Origin of the sequence: Bauldia sp. (assembly GCA_037200845.1) — a bacterium.
In the GTDB taxonomy this organism is placed as follows: Bacteria; Pseudomonadota; Alphaproteobacteria; order Rhizobiales; family Kaistiaceae; genus DASZQY01.
Genome location: JBBCGQ010000001.1, coordinates 1,208,111 through 1,226,184 on the forward strand (window position 1 = coordinate 1,208,111; position 18,074 = coordinate 1,226,184).

General features: G+C 66.9%; 15 protein-coding genes and 1 pseudogene. 9 read left to right on the plus strand and 7 right to left on the minus strand.

Going from position 1 to position 18,074, the window contains the following annotated elements:
• Positions 1-47: 47 nt before the first annotated feature.
• Complete coding sequence (locus WDM94_05775; protein MEJ0012134.1) at positions 48-344, minus strand: DUF1127 domain-containing protein; 297 nt, start codon at positions 342-344, stop codon at positions 48-50.
• 183 nt (positions 345-527) lie between these two features.
• On the opposite strand from WDM94_05775, the gene WDM94_05780 reads away from it, so the two are divergent.
• Complete coding sequence (locus WDM94_05780; GenBank protein ID MEJ0012135.1) at positions 528-1,406, plus strand: LysR substrate-binding domain-containing protein; 879 nt, start codon at positions 528-530, stop codon at positions 1,404-1,406.
• 476 nt (positions 1,407-1,882) lie between these two features.
• On the plus strand, positions 1,883-2,545 hold the full coding sequence (locus WDM94_05785; protein MEJ0012136.1) for a peroxiredoxin: 663 nt from the start codon (positions 1,883-1,885) through the stop codon (positions 2,543-2,545).
• 2,058 nt (positions 2,546-4,603) lie between these two features.
• Here the strand turns inward: WDM94_05785 and WDM94_05790 are convergent.
• A complete protein-coding gene (locus tag WDM94_05790; protein MEJ0012137.1) occupies positions 4,604-5,317 on the minus strand; it encodes a metallophosphoesterase in 714 nt (237 codons plus the stop codon).
• 47 nt (positions 5,318-5,364) lie between these two features.
• Here WDM94_05790 and WDM94_05795 point away from each other — a divergent pair, with 47 nt between their 5' ends.
• The 3 genes from WDM94_05795 to WDM94_05805 are packed head-to-tail and all read left to right on the plus strand — an operon-like array spanning position 5,365 to position 7,744.
• Positions 5,365-6,066, plus strand: coding sequence for a type 1 glutamine amidotransferase (locus tag WDM94_05795; GenBank protein MEJ0012138.1), 702 nt, complete (start codon positions 5,365-5,367; stop codon positions 6,064-6,066).
• A 49-nt stretch (positions 6,067-6,115) separates the two neighbouring features.
• Positions 6,116-6,904, plus strand: a complete 789-nt coding sequence (locus tag WDM94_05800; GenBank protein ID MEJ0012139.1) for a transporter substrate-binding domain-containing protein — start codon at positions 6,116-6,118, stop codon at positions 6,902-6,904.
• Between the two features lie 24 nt (positions 6,905-6,928).
• The gene (locus WDM94_05805; GenBank protein MEJ0012140.1) at positions 6,929-7,744 is read left to right on the plus strand and encodes an amino acid ABC transporter permease; all 816 of its coding nucleotides are present in this window, start codon (positions 6,929-6,931) and stop codon (positions 7,742-7,744) included.
• On the opposite strand, the gene WDM94_05810 is transcribed toward WDM94_05805, so the two are convergent.
• The 3 genes from WDM94_05810 to WDM94_05820 are packed head-to-tail and all read right to left on the minus strand — an operon-like array spanning position 7,741 to position 10,615.
• Positions 7,741-8,412 carry a lactate utilization protein gene (locus WDM94_05810; GenBank protein ID MEJ0012141.1) on the minus strand — a complete coding sequence of 224 codons (672 nt, stop codon included), beginning with the start codon at positions 8,410-8,412 and terminating at the stop codon, positions 7,741-7,743. The two genes, WDM94_05805 and WDM94_05810, sit on opposite strands and share 4 nt — an antisense overlap.
• Positions 8,409-9,836 (minus strand): LutB/LldF family L-lactate oxidation iron-sulfur protein, encoded by a 1,428-nt coding sequence (locus WDM94_05815; GenBank protein ID MEJ0012142.1) that lies wholly within the window; start codon positions 9,834-9,836, stop codon positions 8,409-8,411. Before WDM94_05815 ends, WDM94_05810 begins: the two co-directional genes overlap by 4 nt.
• A complete protein-coding gene (locus tag WDM94_05820) occupies positions 9,836-10,615 on the minus strand; it encodes a (Fe-S)-binding protein (GenBank protein MEJ0012143.1) in 780 nt (259 codons plus the stop codon). Before WDM94_05820 ends, WDM94_05815 begins: the two co-directional genes overlap by 1 nt.
• 77 nt (positions 10,616-10,692) lie before the next feature.
• Here WDM94_05820 and WDM94_05825 point away from each other — a divergent pair, with 77 nt between their 5' ends.
• Together WDM94_05825 and WDM94_05830 are read left to right on the plus strand one after the other, a co-directional pair.
• On the plus strand, positions 10,693-12,138 hold the full coding sequence (locus WDM94_05825; GenBank protein MEJ0012144.1) for an FAD-linked oxidase C-terminal domain-containing protein: 1,446 nt from the start codon (positions 10,693-10,695) through the stop codon (positions 12,136-12,138).
• A gap of 56 nt (positions 12,139-12,194) precedes the next feature.
• A pseudogene (locus tag WDM94_05830) lies at positions 12,195-12,506 on the plus strand (FAD-binding protein).
• Positions 12,507-12,789: 283 nt separating this feature from the next.
• Here WDM94_05830 and WDM94_05835 read toward each other — a convergent pair.
• Positions 12,790-13,170, minus strand: coding sequence for a hypothetical protein (locus tag WDM94_05835; GenBank protein ID MEJ0012145.1), 381 nt, complete (start codon positions 13,168-13,170; stop codon positions 12,790-12,792).
• A 159-nt stretch (positions 13,171-13,329) separates the two neighbouring features.
• On the opposite strand from WDM94_05835, the gene glcF reads away from it, so the two are divergent.
• Together glcF and aceB are read left to right on the plus strand one after the other, a co-directional pair.
• Complete coding sequence (gene glcF, locus WDM94_05840; protein MEJ0012146.1) at positions 13,330-14,631, plus strand: glycolate oxidase subunit GlcF; 1,302 nt, start codon at positions 13,330-13,332, stop codon at positions 14,629-14,631.
• 47 nt (positions 14,632-14,678) lie between these two features.
• Positions 14,679-16,280, plus strand: coding sequence for a malate synthase A (gene aceB / locus WDM94_05845; GenBank protein MEJ0012147.1), 1,602 nt, complete (start codon positions 14,679-14,681; stop codon positions 16,278-16,280).
• A gap of 173 nt (positions 16,281-16,453) precedes the next feature.
• Here aceB and WDM94_05850 read toward each other — a convergent pair whose 3' ends face one another.
• Positions 16,454-17,923 carry an MDR family MFS transporter gene (locus WDM94_05850; protein MEJ0012148.1) on the minus strand — a complete coding sequence of 490 codons (1,470 nt, stop codon included), beginning with the start codon at positions 17,921-17,923 and terminating at the stop codon, positions 16,454-16,456.
• Between the last annotated feature and the right edge of the window lie 151 nt (positions 17,924-18,074).

An 18,074-nucleotide genomic window follows, 5' to 3' on the forward strand; every position in this document is an offset into this window, starting at 1 on the left:
GCTCCCAGGGGACCAGGAGCTCCGAAAATTCGTCTGCGCCTCGAGACCTAGTCGTCGAAGGTGTAGAGCGCGCGGCTGTGCGCCCGCACCGCCTCGCGCCGCTCCTGCGAGAACGAGCGCAACTGCTGCGACGGGTCCTCGCTCATCCGCGCGGCCAGCGCCCCGCGGACGTCGCACGACGTGAGCCCGATGTCGCTCAGCATGCGGTCGTCCCAGTAGAGAAGGTTGTTGACCGAACGGCGATTCTTCACCGCGGTCCACACGGCGGCGACGCGGGCGAAACCTGCCTCGACGAACTGCCGCAAGCCATACGACTCGCTGTGGGAAAATTCGGTGGTGGCCATGGTCGTTCTCCTTCAGAGGTGCCCGGTGAATGCCGCCCGCTTCGGGTCGGTGTGAGGGGTTGTTTGCTCCGGGGACGCTGACTATTTGCCTGATCCCCATTGATCATTCCAACGAATGTTTCTAATATGGTCCATCTGTTTGGTTGATCATTGAAACGGCAGAAACACGGGAGTTTTCGTGACATGACCGCGACATTGGACCTCGATCAGCTCCGCACGTTCGTGGCGATTGCGGAGAGCGGATCCTTCACCCGCGCGGCCGAGGCCGTGCACAAGACTCAGTCCGCCGTGTCGATGCAGATGCGCCGGCTGGAGGAGCGGATCGGCAAGCCGATTTTCACCCGCGACGGCCGCATGTCGAAGCTCTCGGACGACGGCGAGCGCCTGCTGGGTTACGCCCGCCGCATGGTCTCGCTGTCCAACGAAACCATCGCCGCCTTCGACGAGACCGAGTTGACCGGCTCGGTCCGCCTCGGCACGCCGGACGACTACGCCGATCGCTTCCTGCCCGAGATTCTCGCCCGCTTCGCGCGCTCCAATCCGCGCGTCGAAGTCTCCGTCGTCTGCGAGCCGTCGCAGGTGCTGATGGAACTGTCGCGCACCGCCGACATCGACCTCGCCATCGTCACCGCCTGCGGCGATGTCGAGACGGAAGTCATCCGCCAGGAGCCGCTGCTCTGGGTGACCAGCGCCGCGCACCACACCGAGCAGGAGGAGATCGTGCCGCTGGCGCTGTCGAAGGCGCCGTGCATGTGGCGCACCGCCGGCCTCGACGGCCTCACCCGCATCGGCCGCAAGTACCGCGTCCGCTACACCAGTGGCAACTCGACCGCGATCAGCGCCGCGGTGCTGGCCGGCCTCGCCGTCACGGTCGTCGCCGAGTCCGCACTCCGCCCCGGCATGCGAGTCCTCTCCGAGCAGGAAGGCTTCCCGCGTCTCCCCTCCTGCGAGATCGGCATCATCCGCTCATGGAACAAGCCGAACTCGCCCATCGTCGACAAGCTCGCCGAGCACATCGTCTCCTCCCTCGACAACCTCTCGGTCCCCGCCGTCGCGGCCTAGTTTGTTTTGTTGATCTCCCCCCTTGCGGGGGAGATAGCCGCGCTCGGTCCGCGTCAGCGGACCTAGCAAGGCTAGAGGGGGGCCAGCACACGCCGCCGCTGCTTCTCCCTCCCCCTTGCGGGGAGGGTGCCGAGCAAAGCGAGGCGGGTGGGGGAAAGCCTCACCCACCATGACCGTCATCGTGTGGAAGGAACCCCCTCCCAACCTCCCCCTTTCAGGGGGAGAGGCAAAACCGAGTTGCGCTCTTCACCTGTTGCCACCTCACCGCCCGTGACCACCTCCCTGAAAAGGGGGAGGGCGGGAGGGGGTCATGCCAGACCGCGCACCGCCACAGAAAATTCAATGCGCTGTACCGCGTCGCCGCGCACTCCCATTCCGCCGCAACACCCCCGCACCAAACGCGCATTCCTTGAGCCCCACCCGGCGCGCGCCTACATCAATCTCCACCAGAAAAAAATTCCACGAGGAGAATCCCCATGTCCCTGCGCATCGGCGACGTCGCGCCCGATTTCGAGGCCAACACCACCCAAGGCCCGATCAAGTTCCACCAGTGGCTGGGCGACAGCTGGGGCATCCTCTTCTCGCACCCCAAGGATTTCACGCCCGTCTGCACGACCGAGCTCGGCGCCATGGCCAAGCTCAGCCCTGACTTCAAGAAGCGCAACGTCAAGGTCATCGGCCTCAGCGTCGATCCGGTCGATAAGCACGCCGGCTGGGCGAAGGACATCGCCGAGACGCAGGGCACCGCGCCGGACTTCCCGATGATCGGCGACCCCGAGCTGAAGATCTCCAAGCTCTACGACATGCTCCCCGCCGCCGCCGGCGAAACCTCGGAAGGCCGCACCGCCGCCGACAACCAGACCGTCCGCACCGTCTACGTCATCGGCCCCGACAAGAAGATCAAGCTGTCGCTCTCCTACCCGATGACCACGGGCCGCAACTTCGACGAGATCCTGCGCGTCGTGGACTCCCTCCAGCTCACCGCCAAGTTCAAGGTCGCGACGCCCGCGAACTGGAAGGAAGGCGGCGACGTCATCATCGCGGGATCTGTCTCGGACGAGGACGCGAAGAAGACGTATCCCAACGGCTGGAAGTCCCCGAAGCCATACATCCGGATTGTGCCGCAGCCGCGGGGGTAGAGCAGGGCGGTCATTGCTATTCGAAGCCGATTTAGGAGGCGTGTCCTAAGGAATGGGCGAGTCCTCCTTTTGCCGTGTGGCTAGTTGCGAGGTGATAAAACGGCAGCGCCGGTAGGCGCAGTCCGCGACTGCGCCAACACCCCGCGCCGCCAATGCGCCAACCACACCAACCCTTCGACGACCCTTGTCCGCCGTCCGACCCGCCAGCCGACGCTAACCCCGCCCTAATAAGTTCACGACGCTCGCTATGGATGCGTGGGCAGGACCGGCGTTGTTGGGTCGATTATAAAGGCCGATGGATCAGCGTAAGTTTCGATATCGTTCGACCAATAGGCCCCGCGCGTTCTCTTCTGGCGAGCCTGCTTTTTACGTTGCTAAAAAATTAGTCGATTCTCGACACGAAATCGCGGCAACCATCGCATTTATCACGGGCCGGGAACGATTTGGCCAGGCGTACCGCGGCCTGCAACCCGACTATTTTCATCGGATGTCGCGAAAAAGCGGGGTCTATTGCCGTCCGCTTGTTCCCACAAAACGACTAGCGCCAGACGCCTCGTTTCCCGGCGATGTCGATCTTCTCATTGTTCCATACGACGGCGATGAACTCGTTCTCCATCGAACGATTGCGTTAGAAATTAAGGTGGTTCGGGCGACCTTCCGTAAGCAAGGAAAGTCCCCGAATGAATTCGGCTTCTCTCAGGCCGCAGCGCTCATGAAGCTCGGTTTTCCTTACGTGGCCGTAGCTCACTTAATAGTGTCAGACAAAAGCCCACGGTCAGCGTGGCGTCCGATGGGCGTCGCTCGCGTCTTAGATCGACATGGACGGGTCGAACTCTTGAATCCAGTTGAAGCAGATTGGTTGCCGATCGATCTAATGTTACGATCGATAGGTCGGTTGAACGCGGCGGCTCCGCCAAGCATTGGATTAGTTGCTTGCTATGTCGGATCGAGCATTGATGATCTGACCGGATCACCTCGCAGTGGGTGGTTGTGTCCCGACTGTAGAGCTGCGACTTGGAATCCTCTCCAAAGTCGCGCTCTTCTGCGAAGGGTTGCTGAACTCTTCGAGAGTGACTCAAGTTCCTTCTTCGACAATCCGAGGTATGACGCCGCAAAACGCGGCTCTGACTAAGGTCGAGCCGTCGCACGTTCGAAGCGATTCAGCTTGCAGCTCGTAGCGCGGAACAGCGGATCTGTATTCCGCATCGTCCGGCGATCCCAACGGGCCGGGCTGCGCCTTGCCTAGCTTACCTTGGGGCAACGTCGGCGGTCGCCGCCGCTGGTCGCGGCGTCGTCTCTGCTCGAAAATAGCTTATCCCCGCTTCCCAAACCTCCCCGATAATCCCCGCGTCCTCGCTCGACGAAGGGGCGCCAACCGGTGGCGACCAGTTTGCGGAGCGGATCTCGGTGAGAGATGGCGGCACGGTGCCGTCGGACGTGGTGCCCGCCGTGTGGCTCGCAGCCATACGGAAGGGACGACCCCTGGCCGGGCCGTCGGCTCACCGCCGTCTGCCTTGTCACCTGGCTTAAGGTCCGCCGCCCTGATGCCTTTCCCGTTCGGCGGGGAGGGCGTGCCGGGAGCAATTCCGGCAGGCGCGACGGAACGAAGTTCCTGGCCAGCGGCCCGCGAAATCGCCGCGGCGGGCGCTCATTCGAGCGCCCACAAAATATCGGACGGCACTCGAACGAGCGACCGCCACCCCTTCGGGGGATCGAAGGAATGGAAGGAGAAGAAGACTCGCGCGGAAAGGTGTCGCGAGAACGACGAGGCACACTCAGATTTCCCCTCTCCCCGGAGGGGAGAGGGCCATGAGCCTTAGGAGCGCAGCGAGTTAGGCGAATGGGGGTGAAGAGCGGTTCGCGCAGCGAACGAAACATGCCGGTGGCATGTTTCGAGCGATGAACGCCCGAGCGTAAGCAACGGCCGGGAGGGGAGACTACCGACCGGAGTTGTTCACGCGAGGCCGCAGACCCTCACCCTTCGTCTCTAGTTCGCTTCGCTCACAAGGGCCGAAGCCCTCCCCGTCGGGGGGAGGGGATATGGAGGCGCCGACGCAGCTACAAAAACCGCACCTCGCGCCCCTCGATCGCAACGCACGTCAGCGGCCCGCCGAACACCGCGCCCGTATCGATCGCGATCCGGTTCGGCCACACCTCGGGCGTCATCGTCGGCGTCACCGTGTGGCCGTGCACGATCACCGCGCCGTGGTCGCGCGTGTCGCCGATAAAATCCTCGCGGATCCAGACGAGATCCTGCGCCGCCTGCTGGGAGAGCGGCACGCCCGGACGAACGCCCGCATGCGCGAAGAAAAAATCGCCGAACTGCACGGACGTCCGGAGGCCCTCGAGAAACGCGCGATGCTCAGCCGGCAGCGCCGCCGCGAACATCTGGGCGAGCTGCGCGTAGTTGCGCGCCCGGTTGCCCACGCCGTACGAGCGCAGCGTCTCCTTGCCGCCGAATTTCAGGAACACTCCGCCGTGTCGATCGGGCTCGGCGAGAAAATCGAGCCACAACTGGTCGTGGTTACCGCGCAGGAACATGACGCGTGGGTCGCCCGCCATGCCGATCAGCCGCGTGACGACGCCGGCCGAGTTCGGCCCGCGGTCGCCGTAGTCGCCGAGGTGGATGATGCGGTGATCCGGGGCGGGGCGCGCCGCAAGGTCGGCGGCGATCGCGGCGTGCACCGCGGCCAGCTTGTCGTCCATGCCGTGGATGTCGCCGATCGCGTAGAGCCGCAACCCGTCCGGCGCCTTTGCCTCGCCCGTCAGCATCTGCCCATCTCGTCCGCCAAAGCGCGCCGTGCTACCACATCGGCCGAATGCGCGTCCTCGTCGTTGAAAATTTCGTCGGCACGCCGCTCGGCCAGATCGGCCCGGCGCTCGCCGAAGCCGGCGCCGAAATCGACCTCCGCCAGGCGTGGCGGGGCGACGCCATCCCGGCCACCGACGCTGGCTACAACGCCATCGTCGTGCTGGGCGGCGAGCAAAGCGCCATCGACGACGCCGACTACCCGTACCTGCCGCACCTGGCGAACCTCACCCGCATGTTCGGCGAAGCCGACAAGGCCGTGCTCGGCGTATGCCTCGGCGCCCAGATCGTCGCCCGCGGCGCCGGCGCCAAAAACATCCTCGGCCGCCCGATCGAGTTCGGCTGGCACGAGGTCCGCCCGACCGCGGCGGGCAGGGCCGATCCGGTCATCGCCGCCCTCGGCGACGCCTCGCCGATTTTCCACTGGCACCTCGACACCTTCACGCTGCCGCCCGGCGCCGTGCATCTCGCCACCAGCGCCGCGACCGAGCAGCAAGCTTTTCGCGTCGGCCGCGCCACCTATGGCATTCAGTTTCATTTCGAGGCCGACCGGCCGCTGGTCGATAGCTGGAGCACGGACTTTGCCTCGGTTATCGCTGAATACGCGCCGGACTGGGAGAAGCGGCGGCCGCTGGATGCCGCCCGCCTTGGGGCCCAGTCCGATGCCACCGGCGCGGCCATCGCCCGCGCCTGGGTTGGCCTCATCCGCTGACCCCCGCTACAATCGCGGCCAACCGCCGAAACGCAAGGAGTTCCGTTCCATGATGAAACGTCTCGCCGCCGCGCTTGTCGCCACCTTCGCTCTGGCCGGCGTCGCCCACGCCGCCGATGCGCTGCCCGACCTGAAGGGCCGCACCGTCGTCGCAGTCGCCGCCGACGACTACACGCCCCTCCAGTTCGAGGACGCCAGCGGCAAGGGCATTGGCCTCGAGTACGATCTCGTCAACGAGATCGGCAAGCGGCTGAATGCCAAGATCGACTGGAAGAAGGGCTCGTGGGACACGATGATCGAAAGCGTCCGCCAGGGCCTGTTCGACGTCGGCATGGACGGCATCTCGATCACCGACGAGCGCAAGCAGCAGATCGACTTCACCGATCCCTACCTGCTGTCGCAGCAGTTCCTGCTCGTCCGCGCCGACGAGACGCGCTTCACCGATGCCAAGTCTCTCGGCGCCGGCGATTTCCTGATCGGCGCGCAGACCGGCACGACGAATTTCTACACCGCGCTCAACGTGACCGGCACCGACGACAAGAACCCGAGCCCCAAGATCAAGTTGTTCGACACCTTCGGCGCGACGGTCGCGGCATTGAAGGCCGGCGACGTCGACGCCGTCTTCATGGATAACGCCTCGGCCGCCGGCTACATGGGCGCCTCGCCGAACGCCTTCAAGATCGTCGGCGACCCGATCGGCAACGACGAGTTTGGGCTGATCCTCAAGAAAGGCTCCGATCTCGTCGCGCCGTTCAACGCCGCCATCGCATCGATGAAGGCCGACGGCACCTTGGACGCGCTGAGCAAGAAGTGGTTCTACGACTACAACAACAGATAGCCCCGAACCCTTCGCCGGCCCGCCGTGGCCGCGCCCGCAACACCCCGCCGCGAGTTTCCCTTCTGGCTGCTCGCGGCGGTCCTCATCGCGGTCCTGTTCGCGTGGATGATCGCGGTCGACGGCAACTACCGCGTCATCTTCGTTGCGTTGCTGCGCGGCGTCGGCACCACGCTCTGGGTCTCGGTCGTCGCCTTCGCGCTCGCCTGCGCCCTCGGCCTGCTGGTCGCCGTCGCCCGCCGCGCCCGCTTGCGGATCGTCCGCGAGGTCGCCACGTTCTACGTCGAGATCGTGCGCGGCGTCCCCGCGCTGGTTCTCCTGTTCTACGTCGCCTTCGTCGGCGCCCCGGCGATCGTCGTCGCGTGGAACTGGCTGCTCACCGGCCCGATCGCGTGGGGCTTCTTCCCGCCGCTCACCATCCGCGGCTTCGATCTCGCCTGGCGCGCCGTCTTCGCGCTGACCGTCAGCTACAGCGCGTTCCTGTCGGAAATCTTCCGCGCCGGGATTGAGTCGGTCCCGAAAATTCAGGTGGAAGGCGCCGCCGCATTGGGCCTGTCGCGCTACGCGATCCTGCGCAACGTCGTCTTGCCGCAGGCGATCCGGGTAGTCCTGCCGCCGCTCGGCAACGACTTCGTCGCCATGATCAAGGACTCGGCGCTGGTCTCATCGCTGGGCGTCCAGGACATCACCCAACTCGGCCGCATCTACTCGTCCTCGACGTTCCTGTTTTTCGAAACCTACAACGTCGTCGCCTATCTCTATCTGGTGATGACGGTGACGCTGTCGCTGCTGGTGCGCGCGTTGGAACGCCGGCTCAAACGCCAGGGCTGGACCGGCAGCTAGCCGTCGACGATGACGACGTGCAGCCGCCGCGGCCCATGCGCGCCGAGCAGGATCGTCTGCTCGATGTCGGCCGAGCGGGAAGGGCCGGTGACATAGTTGACCGTCCGCGGCATCGCGCCCTTGCCGTACTTGCCGCGTATCTCGGCCCACACCGTCTCGTAGTCGCCGGCGATGTCGGCCGCCTTGACCACGACGATGGAGGTATCGGGGAGAAAATTCAGCGTCGTCGGATTGTCGCCGCCCGACGTCAGCACCAGCGTGCCGGTCTCGGCGACTCCGGCAGCCGCGTGCGTCACGCCGACCGGATCGTACCCGTCCGAGGCGCCGTGCTTCACCTCGATCTGCGTCCGCGACCAGCCGAGATTGTTGAGCAGCGCATCGTCGCCGATCCGTATCTTTGCCGGTAAATTGCGCCCGCGGAGATATTCCGCGACCGCAGCCGGGACAGCACCATCATCTCCGACCCGTTTCACCGTCGCGCCGGCCTTCTCGACCATCGCCGCGAACAGCCGCACCCGCTCCCCGGCCGGCAACTGACCGCGCGCCGGGATCACGCCCTTTGGCGCCCGCGCCAGTCGCTCGTCGACCGTCGCATTGCGACGCGACTCCTGCCCCGTGACGCCCAGCGCCCGCCGTATCTTGCCGAGCACCGCGTCGCGCGAGCTCATGGCGCCGCCGCCCGCTGCTGCTCGACCCACATCTGCTGGAACGTGCGGCCGGAAGGCGCGGGGAGGTCGCGGTCCTTGGTCCAGCCGCCGGCGAGCGGCACGCGGTGGAAGCGGCCCTTGCGCCCGCCGAGGTTGCCCAGCACGCGCATCGCGATGCCGGTCGCGAACTGATAGAGGCGCGGCCGCCGGGCGAAGAAGGCCCAGACGCCGAGCCCCCAGCGGAACGTCGTCGGCGACAGATGCCGCTCGTATTCCTTCTCGCGCCAATGCCGCATCATGTTCGGCAGCGGAATCTTCATCGGGCACACCGCCTCGCAGCGCCCGCAGAAGGTCGAGGCGTTGGGCAGGTGCCCGGCCTTGTCGATGCCGACCAGCGCCGGCGTCAGCACGGCGCCCATCGGCCCCGGATAGACCCAGCCGTACGCGTGGCCGCCGATCTCCTGATAGACAGGGCAGTGGTTCATGCAGGCCGCGCAGCGGATGCAGCGCAGCATGTCCTGGAACTGCGAGCCGAGCATGCCCGTACGGCCGTTGTCGAGTATCACGACGTGATACTCGTCCGGCCCGTCGGGATCGTCGGGGCGCCGTGGCCCGGTCGAGAACGTAGTGTAGACCGACATCTCCTGTCCGGTCGCCGAGCGCGCCAGCAGCCGGAGAATCTGGCTGACGTCCTCCAGCGTCGGCACGACCTTCTCGATCGATGCCAGCACGATGTGGACCCGCGGCAATGTCTGCGTCAGGTCGCCATTGCCCTCGTTGGTGACGATGATCGACGTGCCGGTCTCTGCGATCAGGAAATTCGCTCCGGTGATGCCGACGTCTGCCTTGAGGAACCGGTCGCGCAGGATGCCGCGCGCCTCGTTCAGCAGCGACGCCGGCTCCGACAGGTCGCGCGCCGCCGGCAGATCTGTGTGCACGCGCCGGAAATCCGCCTCGACCTGCTCCTTGGTCAGGTGGATCGCCGGCGCGATGATGTGGCTCGGCGCCTCGTGGCGGAGCTGGATGATGTATTCGCCGAGGTCGGTCTCGATCGGCAGCACGCCGTTCGCCTCGAGGTATTCGTTGAGCTCGATCTCCTCGGCGATCATCGTCTTGCCTTTGGTGACCGTGCGTGCGCCCGCCTGCCGGCAGATGCCGAGGATCAGCTCGCGCGCCTCGTCCGCCGTCTCGGCGTAGTGCACGTGGCCGCCGCTTTCGGCGACCTTTTCCTCGTAGGCCTCGAGGTAGAGGTCGAGGTGCTCGAGCGTGTGGTTCTTGATGTCGCGGCCGCTGTTGCGGAGCTGCTCGAACTCGGGCAGCGCCTCGACCGCCGCCGCGCGCTTGGCGATGAAGCCCGTCTTGACGTGGCCAAGCGCCTCCTGCAGTTGCGGATCGGCGAGCGCCGCCCGCGCGTTCGCCTTGAAGTTCGGCGAGGTGATGTGCATCAGCCCGCCTCGCCGATCGGCGGCGTATCGGTCATGCCGGCGAGCACCTCGGCGACGTGGCGCGTGCGGATCGGCCGGCCCTCGCGCTGCATCTTGCCGGCCATGTTGAGCAGGCAGCCGAGATCGCCCGCGAGCAGCGTGCCGGCGCCCGACGCCGCGATCTCCTTCGTCTTGCGCTCGACGATGGCATTGGAGACGTCGGGATACTTGACGCAGAACGTCCCGCCGAAGCCGCAGCAGATGTCGGCGTCCTTGAGCTCGGTCAGCTTCAGCCCGTCGACCGACTTGAGCAGCTTGCGCGGCTGGTTGCGGATGCCGAGCTCGCGCAGCCCCGAGCACGAGTCGTGGTAGGTCACCGATCCGTCGAACGCCGCATCGACCCCGGTCATCCCGCGCACATCGACCAGAAACGAGATCAGCTCGTACGTCTTCGCCGAAAACGCCGCCACCCGCGCGCTCCACGCCGGATCGTCGCCGAGCAGATCGGCATAGTGCACCTTGAGCATGCCGGCGCACGAGCCGGACGGCGCCACGACATAGTCGTACGGCTCGAATGCATCGACCACCTGCCTGGCGATGGCGATGGCATCCCGGCGGTCGCCCGAGTTGTAGGCCGGCTGGCCGCAGCACGTCTGGTCCGCCGGCACCGAAACCCGGCATCCGGCCGCCTCGATCAGCTTCACGGCGGCGAACCCGACGCTTGGCCGGAACAGGTCGACAAGGCACGTCACGAACAGCCCGACGCTCGGCCGTCCCGCCCCAATGCCTTCTACCGCCACGCCTGCCTCGCTTCTGCTGCTTCGTCTGCACTATATTCGGCTTGAGCGAAGCGGCAACGCCGGGATAAGGGAAGCATATGTCAGCGATCGCCATGCCCCTGCCGGATGCGCGCATTCTCGCGGCGCGCGACGAGATTGTGGCCGGGCTGGCCGCGATCCTCGGCAAGGATGGCGTCATCACGTCGCACGACGAGCGCCGCGCCTTCGAGACCGACGCGCTGACCGCCTATCGCGTCGTCCCGCTGGCGGTCGTCCTCCCGACCTCGACCGGGCAGGTTTCGGCGATCCTCAAGTTCCTCGGCCAGCACCGCGTCAAGGTAGTTGCCCGCGGCGCCGGCACGTCGCTGTCCGGCGGCGCCATCCCGAGTGCCGATTGCGTCGTCGTCGGCCTGTCGAAGATGAACCGCATCCTCGCCGTCGACTACGACAACCGAACCGCGCGCGTTGAAGCCGGCGTCACCAACATCAACATCACTAATGCCGTCGCCGCCCGCGGCTTCTTCTACGCTCCCGATCCGTCGAGCCAGCTTGCCTGCACCATCGCCGGCAACATCGCGATGAACTCGGGCGGCGCGCATTGTCTCAAGTACGGCGTCACCACCAACAACATCCTCGGCCTGCGCATGGTGATGATCGACGGCACCATCGTCGACATCGGCGGTAGCTACCTCGACGCGCCCGGCTATGACCTGATGGGCCTCCTCATCGGCTCCGAGGGCCAGCTCGGCATCGTCACCGAGGCGACGGTCCGCATCCTGCGCGCCGCGGAGGGTGCCCGCCCGATGCTGATGGGCTTCGACACCGCCGAGGCGGCCGGCGGCTGTGTCGCCGCGATCATGGCGTCGGGCATCATCCCGGTCGCCATCGAGTACATGGACAAGCCGTGCATCGAGGCCTGCGAGGCCTTCGCCCGCGCCGGCTACCCGCTTGATGTCGAGGCGATGCTGATCATCGAGGTCGAAGGATCCAACGCCGAGATCGACGACCTGCTCGCGCGCATCAACGCCATCGCCGCGCCCTTCGGCCCGCGCGGCATCCGCGTGTCGAAATCGGAAGCCGAAAGCGCCGCGATCTGGAAGGGGCGCAAGGCCGCCTTCGGCGCCATGGGCCAGAAGGCCGACGCCTATCTCTGCATGGACGGCGTCATCCCGACCGGCAAGCTGCCCGAGGTGCTGACCAAAGTCGCCGCGATCTGCGCCGGCCACCGTGTCGGCGTGTCGAACGTCTTCCACGCCGGCGACGGCAACCTCCACCCGCTCATCCTGTTCAACCCCAACGACCCGGACGAACTGGCCCGTGCCGAGATGGCCGGCGCCGATATCCTGAAGCTGTGCGTCGAGACCGGCGGCTGCCTGACCGGCGAGCACGGCGTCGGCATCGAGAAGCGCGACCTGATGACCTATCAGTTCACGCCCGCCGACCTGAACCTGCAGATGGCCGTCAAAAGCGTCTTCGATCCGTCGTGGCTGATGAACCCGGCGAAAGTCTTCCCGCTCGAGGGTCGGCCGATACCCGCCGCATGAGCGACTCGTTCATTCCCGCCGACGAAGCCGAGCTTGCCGACGTCGTCGCCGGCGCGATGGCGAAGAAGACGCCGCTGGCGGTCGTCGGCGGCGGCACGCGCACGGGCCTCGGCCGCCCGATGCAGACCGCGGCGACGCTGTCGACGGCCAAGCTCACCGGCATCACGCTCTACGAGCCGGCCGAACTGGTAATATCGGCGAGGTCGGGCACCACGCTCGCCGAGGTCGAGGCGCTGCTCGCGACCAAGGGCCAGCGCCTCGCCTTCGAGCCCATCGACCACCGCGGCATCTTCGGTTCCACCGGCGAGCCGACCATCGGCGCCGTCGCCGCCGCCAATCTCTCCGGCCCGCGCCGCATCCAGGCCGGCGCCGCGCGCGACAGCCTCATCGGCGTCCGCGCCGTCACCGGTGCCGGCATCGTCGTGAAGTCGGGCGGCCGCGTGATGAAGAACGTCACCGGCTACGATCTGGTGAAGTTTCTCGCCGGCTCGCTCGGCACCCTGGGCGTCATGAGCGAGGTCACCTTCAAGGTCCAGCCGGCGCCCGAGACCGAGGCGACGCTCGCCGTCACCGGCCTCCGCGACGCACAGGCGATCGCCGCGATGTCGGCCGCGCTCGGCTCGCCGTTTTTTCGTCACCGGCGCCGCGCACTCACCGGCCGACGAAAGCGAGCCGGCGCGCACCTACATCCGCATCGACGGCTTCGCCGCCTCGGTCGCCGATCGTGCCGAACGCCTGCGCACGCTGCTCGCCGATTTCGGCCCGGCCGACATCCTCGCTGCGCAGACCTCGCGCAGTCTGTGGCTGACGATCCTCGACCTCGACGGCCTCTCCGCACCCTTCGCCACGCCGATCTGGCGCGTTTCGGTCAAGCCCGGCGACGGCCCCGCCATCGCCGACGCCGCCCGCGCCGTCTTTCCGGCGCGCATCCTCTACGACTGGGGCGGCGGCCTCGTCTGGATCGCCGGCGGCGAAGGGCCGGACGCCGGCGCCGCCGTCATCCGCGCCGCGGTCGCCAAAGTCGGCGGCCACGCAACGCTGGTCCGCGCCGACGAAAGCATCCGCAACGCCGTCGACGTCTTCCAGCCGCAGCCGGCGCCGATCATGGACCTGACGTGCAAGCTCAAGGCGACCTTCGACCCCGCCGGTATCCTCAACCCCGGCCGGATGTACGCTGGCATCTGACGAATCATGCAGACCAACTTCACGCTCGCCCAGCTTGCCGATCCCGACACCGCCGTGTCGGAGAAGATCCTGCGCACCTGCGTCCACTGCGGCTTCTGCACGGCGACGTGCCCGACCTACGTGCTGCTCGGCGACGAACTCGACAGCCCGCGCGGCCGCATCTACCTGATCAAGGACATGCTGGAGAGCGGCAAGGCGGCGACCGAGGAGGTCGTCACCCACGTCGATCGCTGCCTGTCGTGCCTGTCGTGCATGACGACGTGCCCGTCCGGCGTCGACTACATGCATCTCGTCGACCACGCCCGCCAGCACATCGAGAAGACGTGCACGCGGCCGCTCGGCGATCGCCTGACGCGCCGCCTGCTCGCCGCGCTGCTGCCCTATCCGGCGCGCTTCCGCACCGCCGTCATCGTCGGCTTCTTCGCCAAGCCGCTGGCGCCGGTGCTCCGCCGCGTCCCCGGCCTGTCGCGCTTTGCCGCGATGCTCGATCTGGCGCCGCGCGAATTTCCCGGCGTATCGGAGACCAACCGCTCCGGCGTCTCACGCGCCTACGGCAAGCGCACGGCGCGCGTTGCCATCCTGCGCGGCTGCGCCCAGTCCGTCCTCGACCCCGGTATCAACGAGGCCGCCATTCGCCTGCTCAACCGCAAGGGCATCGACGTGGTGCGCACCGCCGGCGAAGGCTGCTGCGGCGCGCTCACCCACCATATGGGCCGCACCCACGATTCGCATGAAGCCGCCAGGCAGAACATCGACGCGTGGACGCGCGAGATCGAAGGGCAGGGGCTCGACGCCATCCTGGTCACGACGTCGGGCTGCGGCACCACGGTGAAGGACTACGGCTTCATGTTCCGCACCGACCCCGCCTACGCCGAGAAGGCGAAGCGCGTATCGGCGCTCGCCCGCGACATCTCGGAGTATCTCGAAACCCTCGACCTCGGCGAACCGTCGCGCGAGGTGCGCCCGACCGTTGCCTACCACGCCGCCTGCTCCCTCCAGCACGGCCAACAGATCAAGCTCACGCCCAAGGCGCTGCTGGCGAAGGCCGGCTTCAAGGTCAGCGAGGTCGCCGAGGGTCACCTCTGCTGCGGCTCGGCGGGCACCTACAACATCCTGCAGCCGGAGATTGCCCGGCGCCTCCGCGATCGCAAGGTCGCCAATATCGAGGCGACCGGCGCCGAGATTATCGCCGCCGGCAACATCGGCTGCCTGACCCAGATCGGCGGCGCGACCAGGAAGCCCGTGGTCCACACGGTCGAGTTGCTCGACTGGGCATACGGCGGCCCGAAACCCGCCGCGCTCCACTAGCGCCGGGCGCTGTGGCATAACCAGCCGGAACAGGGACGGAGAACATCATGGCTGACGGCAAGCCGACGCTACCGGGCGTCGAGATCAGGGGCGTGTGGGGCGAGCGCTACGACGAGGTGCTTACCCCGGCCGCGCTGGCGTTCCTCGCTGGCCTGCAGCGCAAGTTCAACCCGTCGCGCCTGCGCCTGCTCGCGCGCCGCGACGAGCGCCAGGCCGAGTTCGACGCCGGCGCACTGCCCGATTTCCTGCCCGAGACGAAGAGCGTGCGCGACGGCGACTGGAAAGTCGCGCCGATCCCGGCCGATCTCCTCGACCGCCGCGTCGAGATCACCGGTCCCGTCGACCGCAAGATGATCGTCAACGCGCTGAACTCCGGCGCCAAAGTCTTCATGGCCGATTTCGAGGACGCGACCTCGCCGACCTGGGCGAACCTCATCGAGGGCCAGATCAACCTCAAGGACCGCTGGGCGGGGAAGATCGATTTCACCGAGCCGTCGACCGGCAAGGAATACAAGCTGAAGCCGAAGCCGGCCGTCCTGCTCATCCGTCCGCGCGGCTGGCATCTGCCGGAGGAGCACGTCGTCATCGACGGCGCGCCGATGTCCGGCTCGCTGTTCGACTTCGGCCTCTATTTCTTCACCTGCGCCAAGGCGGCGCTCGCCGCCGGCTCCGGGCCGTATTTCTATCTGCCGAAGATGGAGAGCCACCTCGAGGCGCGGCTGTGGAACGAAGTCTTCGTCCACGCCGAGAAGGAACTCGGCATCCCGAACGGCACCGTCAAGGCGACGGTGCTGATCGAGACGCTGCCCGCCGCCTTCGAGATGGACGAGATCATCTACGAGCTCCGCGACCACATGGCGGGGCTGAACTGCGGCCGCTGGGATTACATCTTCTCGTTCATCAAGACGCTGCGCGCCAAGCCGGAATTCCTCGTGCCCGATCGCGGCCAGGTCGTCATGGGCAAGGCGTTCCTCAAGGCCTACTCCGAGCTGCTGATCAAGACGTGTCACCGCCGCGGCGCCTTCGCCATGGGCGGCATGGCGGCACAGATTCCGGACCGCAAGAACGCCGCCGTCAACGAGGCCGCCTTCGCCAAGGTCCGCGCCGACAAGGAGCGCGAGGCGAAAGCCGGCCACGACGGCACCTGGGTGGCGCACCCCGATCTTGTGCCGGTCGCGCAGGAAATCTTCGACAAGCTGATGCCGCAGCCGAACCAGCTCGACAAGCTCCGCACCGACGTCACCGCCACGCAGAGGGACATGCTCGAGGTCCACGAGGGCACGCGCACGGAGCAGGGCATGCGCGACAACATCCGCGTCGGCGTCCAGTACATCGAGGCGTGGCTCAGGGGCAGGGGCGCCGTGCCGCTCTACAACCTGATGGAGGACGCCGCGACCGCCGAGATCAGCCGCAGCCAGATCTGGCAGGAGCTGCATTTCGAAGCGCCGCTGGAAGGCGGCGCGAAGGCGACCAAGGCGCTGTTCGAAAAGTGCCTGACCGAGGAAATGGAAAAGGTGAAAACGGAAATCGGCGCCGACAACTACGCCAAGGGCCGCTTCCCGCAGGCGATCGACCTGTTCCGCAAGCTATCGACGGCCGACACGCTGGCGGCGTTCCTGACAGTGCCGGCCTATCGCCTGATCGTCTAGCCGCGGCGCCAACCCAACCACGATTGTCGTCCCCGCGAAGGCGGGGACCCAGTAGACGCTGACGTCGAAGACTGAACGCAGCGCCGACGTTCACTGGATCCCCGCCTTCGCGGGGATGACAGCGAGGGGAGGCCGAGGGGGGGGTGGCTCCGCCGCCGTTTTGAACGAAGGGCCTACCTGCCCCTCAGCGGCAATTCCTTCATCGCCGCAAAGCAGAAGAAGCCGAGCACCAGCACCGCCGCCGCGGCGCCGAACACATACTGGAACACCGGCGCCACCGCCGTGCCGTTCGCGGCGGCCGCCGCCACGAGCTGGTCGAGCGACCCGATCGCGGTGCCGCCGAGTCCCAGCCCGCCGAGGAAGATCGCGCCGAACACCGCGACCAGGATCGCGCTGCCCAGCGAGCGGAAGAAGTTGAAGCTCGCCGTCGCGGTGCCGAGCTGGTGCGGCTCGACCGCGTTCTGCACCGCGACCGTCGTCGTCGGGAAGATCGTGCCCATGCCGATGCCGGCGATGGCGAGCAGTATCTCCACCGACAGCAGCGTCTGCCGCGTCGCCGTGAATGCCAGCACGATCGTCGCTACGATGCCGACCAGCAGGCCGACGAACGGTCCGCGCTTGTAGTGCGTCGTCCACGCTATGATCCGCCCGGCGATCTGGGCGCCGACGACCGTACCGCCGGCAAACGCAATCAGCGCAAGGCCGGACTGCGACGCCGACAGGCCAATGACCGCTTCGAAATAGATCGGCAGGTAGATCGTGAGTGCCACGACGGTGCCGACGACGAAGAAATTGGATGCCGTGCCCGCCGCCACCACGGGGTTGAACATCACCGCCAGCGGCACGAACGGCTCCGGCGCCGTGGTCAGTCGCCAGACGAACAGTACCCACGCGACCGCCGATACGGCGATCAGCCCGAGAATTTCGAAGGAACTCCACGGATAGAGGCCACCGCCCCATGACAAGGCGAGCAGCAGCGCGACCGTCGCCGCGACCATCAGCACCGCGCCGATGATGTCGAGCTTGTGCCGCCTCTCGTGGCGCGGCAGCCGCTTGAGGGCGCCGTTGGTCATGCCGAGTGCCAGCAGTCCGAGCGGAATGTTGATCCAGAAAATGAACGACCAGTGCAGCCGCTCGGCAAAGAAGCCGCCAAGAATCGGGCCGGCGATCGATGAGGTCACGAACACCGACGCGAAATACGCCTGGTAGCGCATGCGCTCCTTCGGCGCGACGATGTCGGCGACGATGGTCTGCGCCAGAGCAATCAGGCCGCCGCCGCCCAGACCCTGCACGAAGCGCGCGCCGATCAGGATCCACATCGAGGGCGCCAGCGCGCACAGGATCGACCCGAAGAGAAATATGCTGATGCCGGTGAGCAGCATCGTCCGCCGCCCGACGATATCGGCAAGCTTGCCGTAGAACGGCGTCACCGCCGTGGCCGACAGCAGGTAGGCCGTCACCACCCACGGCAGGTGCTCGAGATCCTTGAGCTCGTTGCCGATGGTCGGCAGCGCCGTCGCCACGATCGTCTGGTCGATCGCCGCGAGCAGCATGGCGAGGATGACGCCGATGATGATGCGCCGGATGGAGGCAGGATCGAGCGGGGTCGCGTTGGCGACGCGCGGGGGAGCGGATTCGTTCATGGCTTGGCCGGCGGGAGAGGTGGGGAGGAGGGCCACCTGATAGACCCATCGCCCCCAAAAACAAAGGGCCGCCCGGTGGGGCGGCCCTGCAAAATCCTGTGATGCGGCGACAAAAGACCGTGGAGCGCCCTGAGCGCGACGGGGAAAGGCC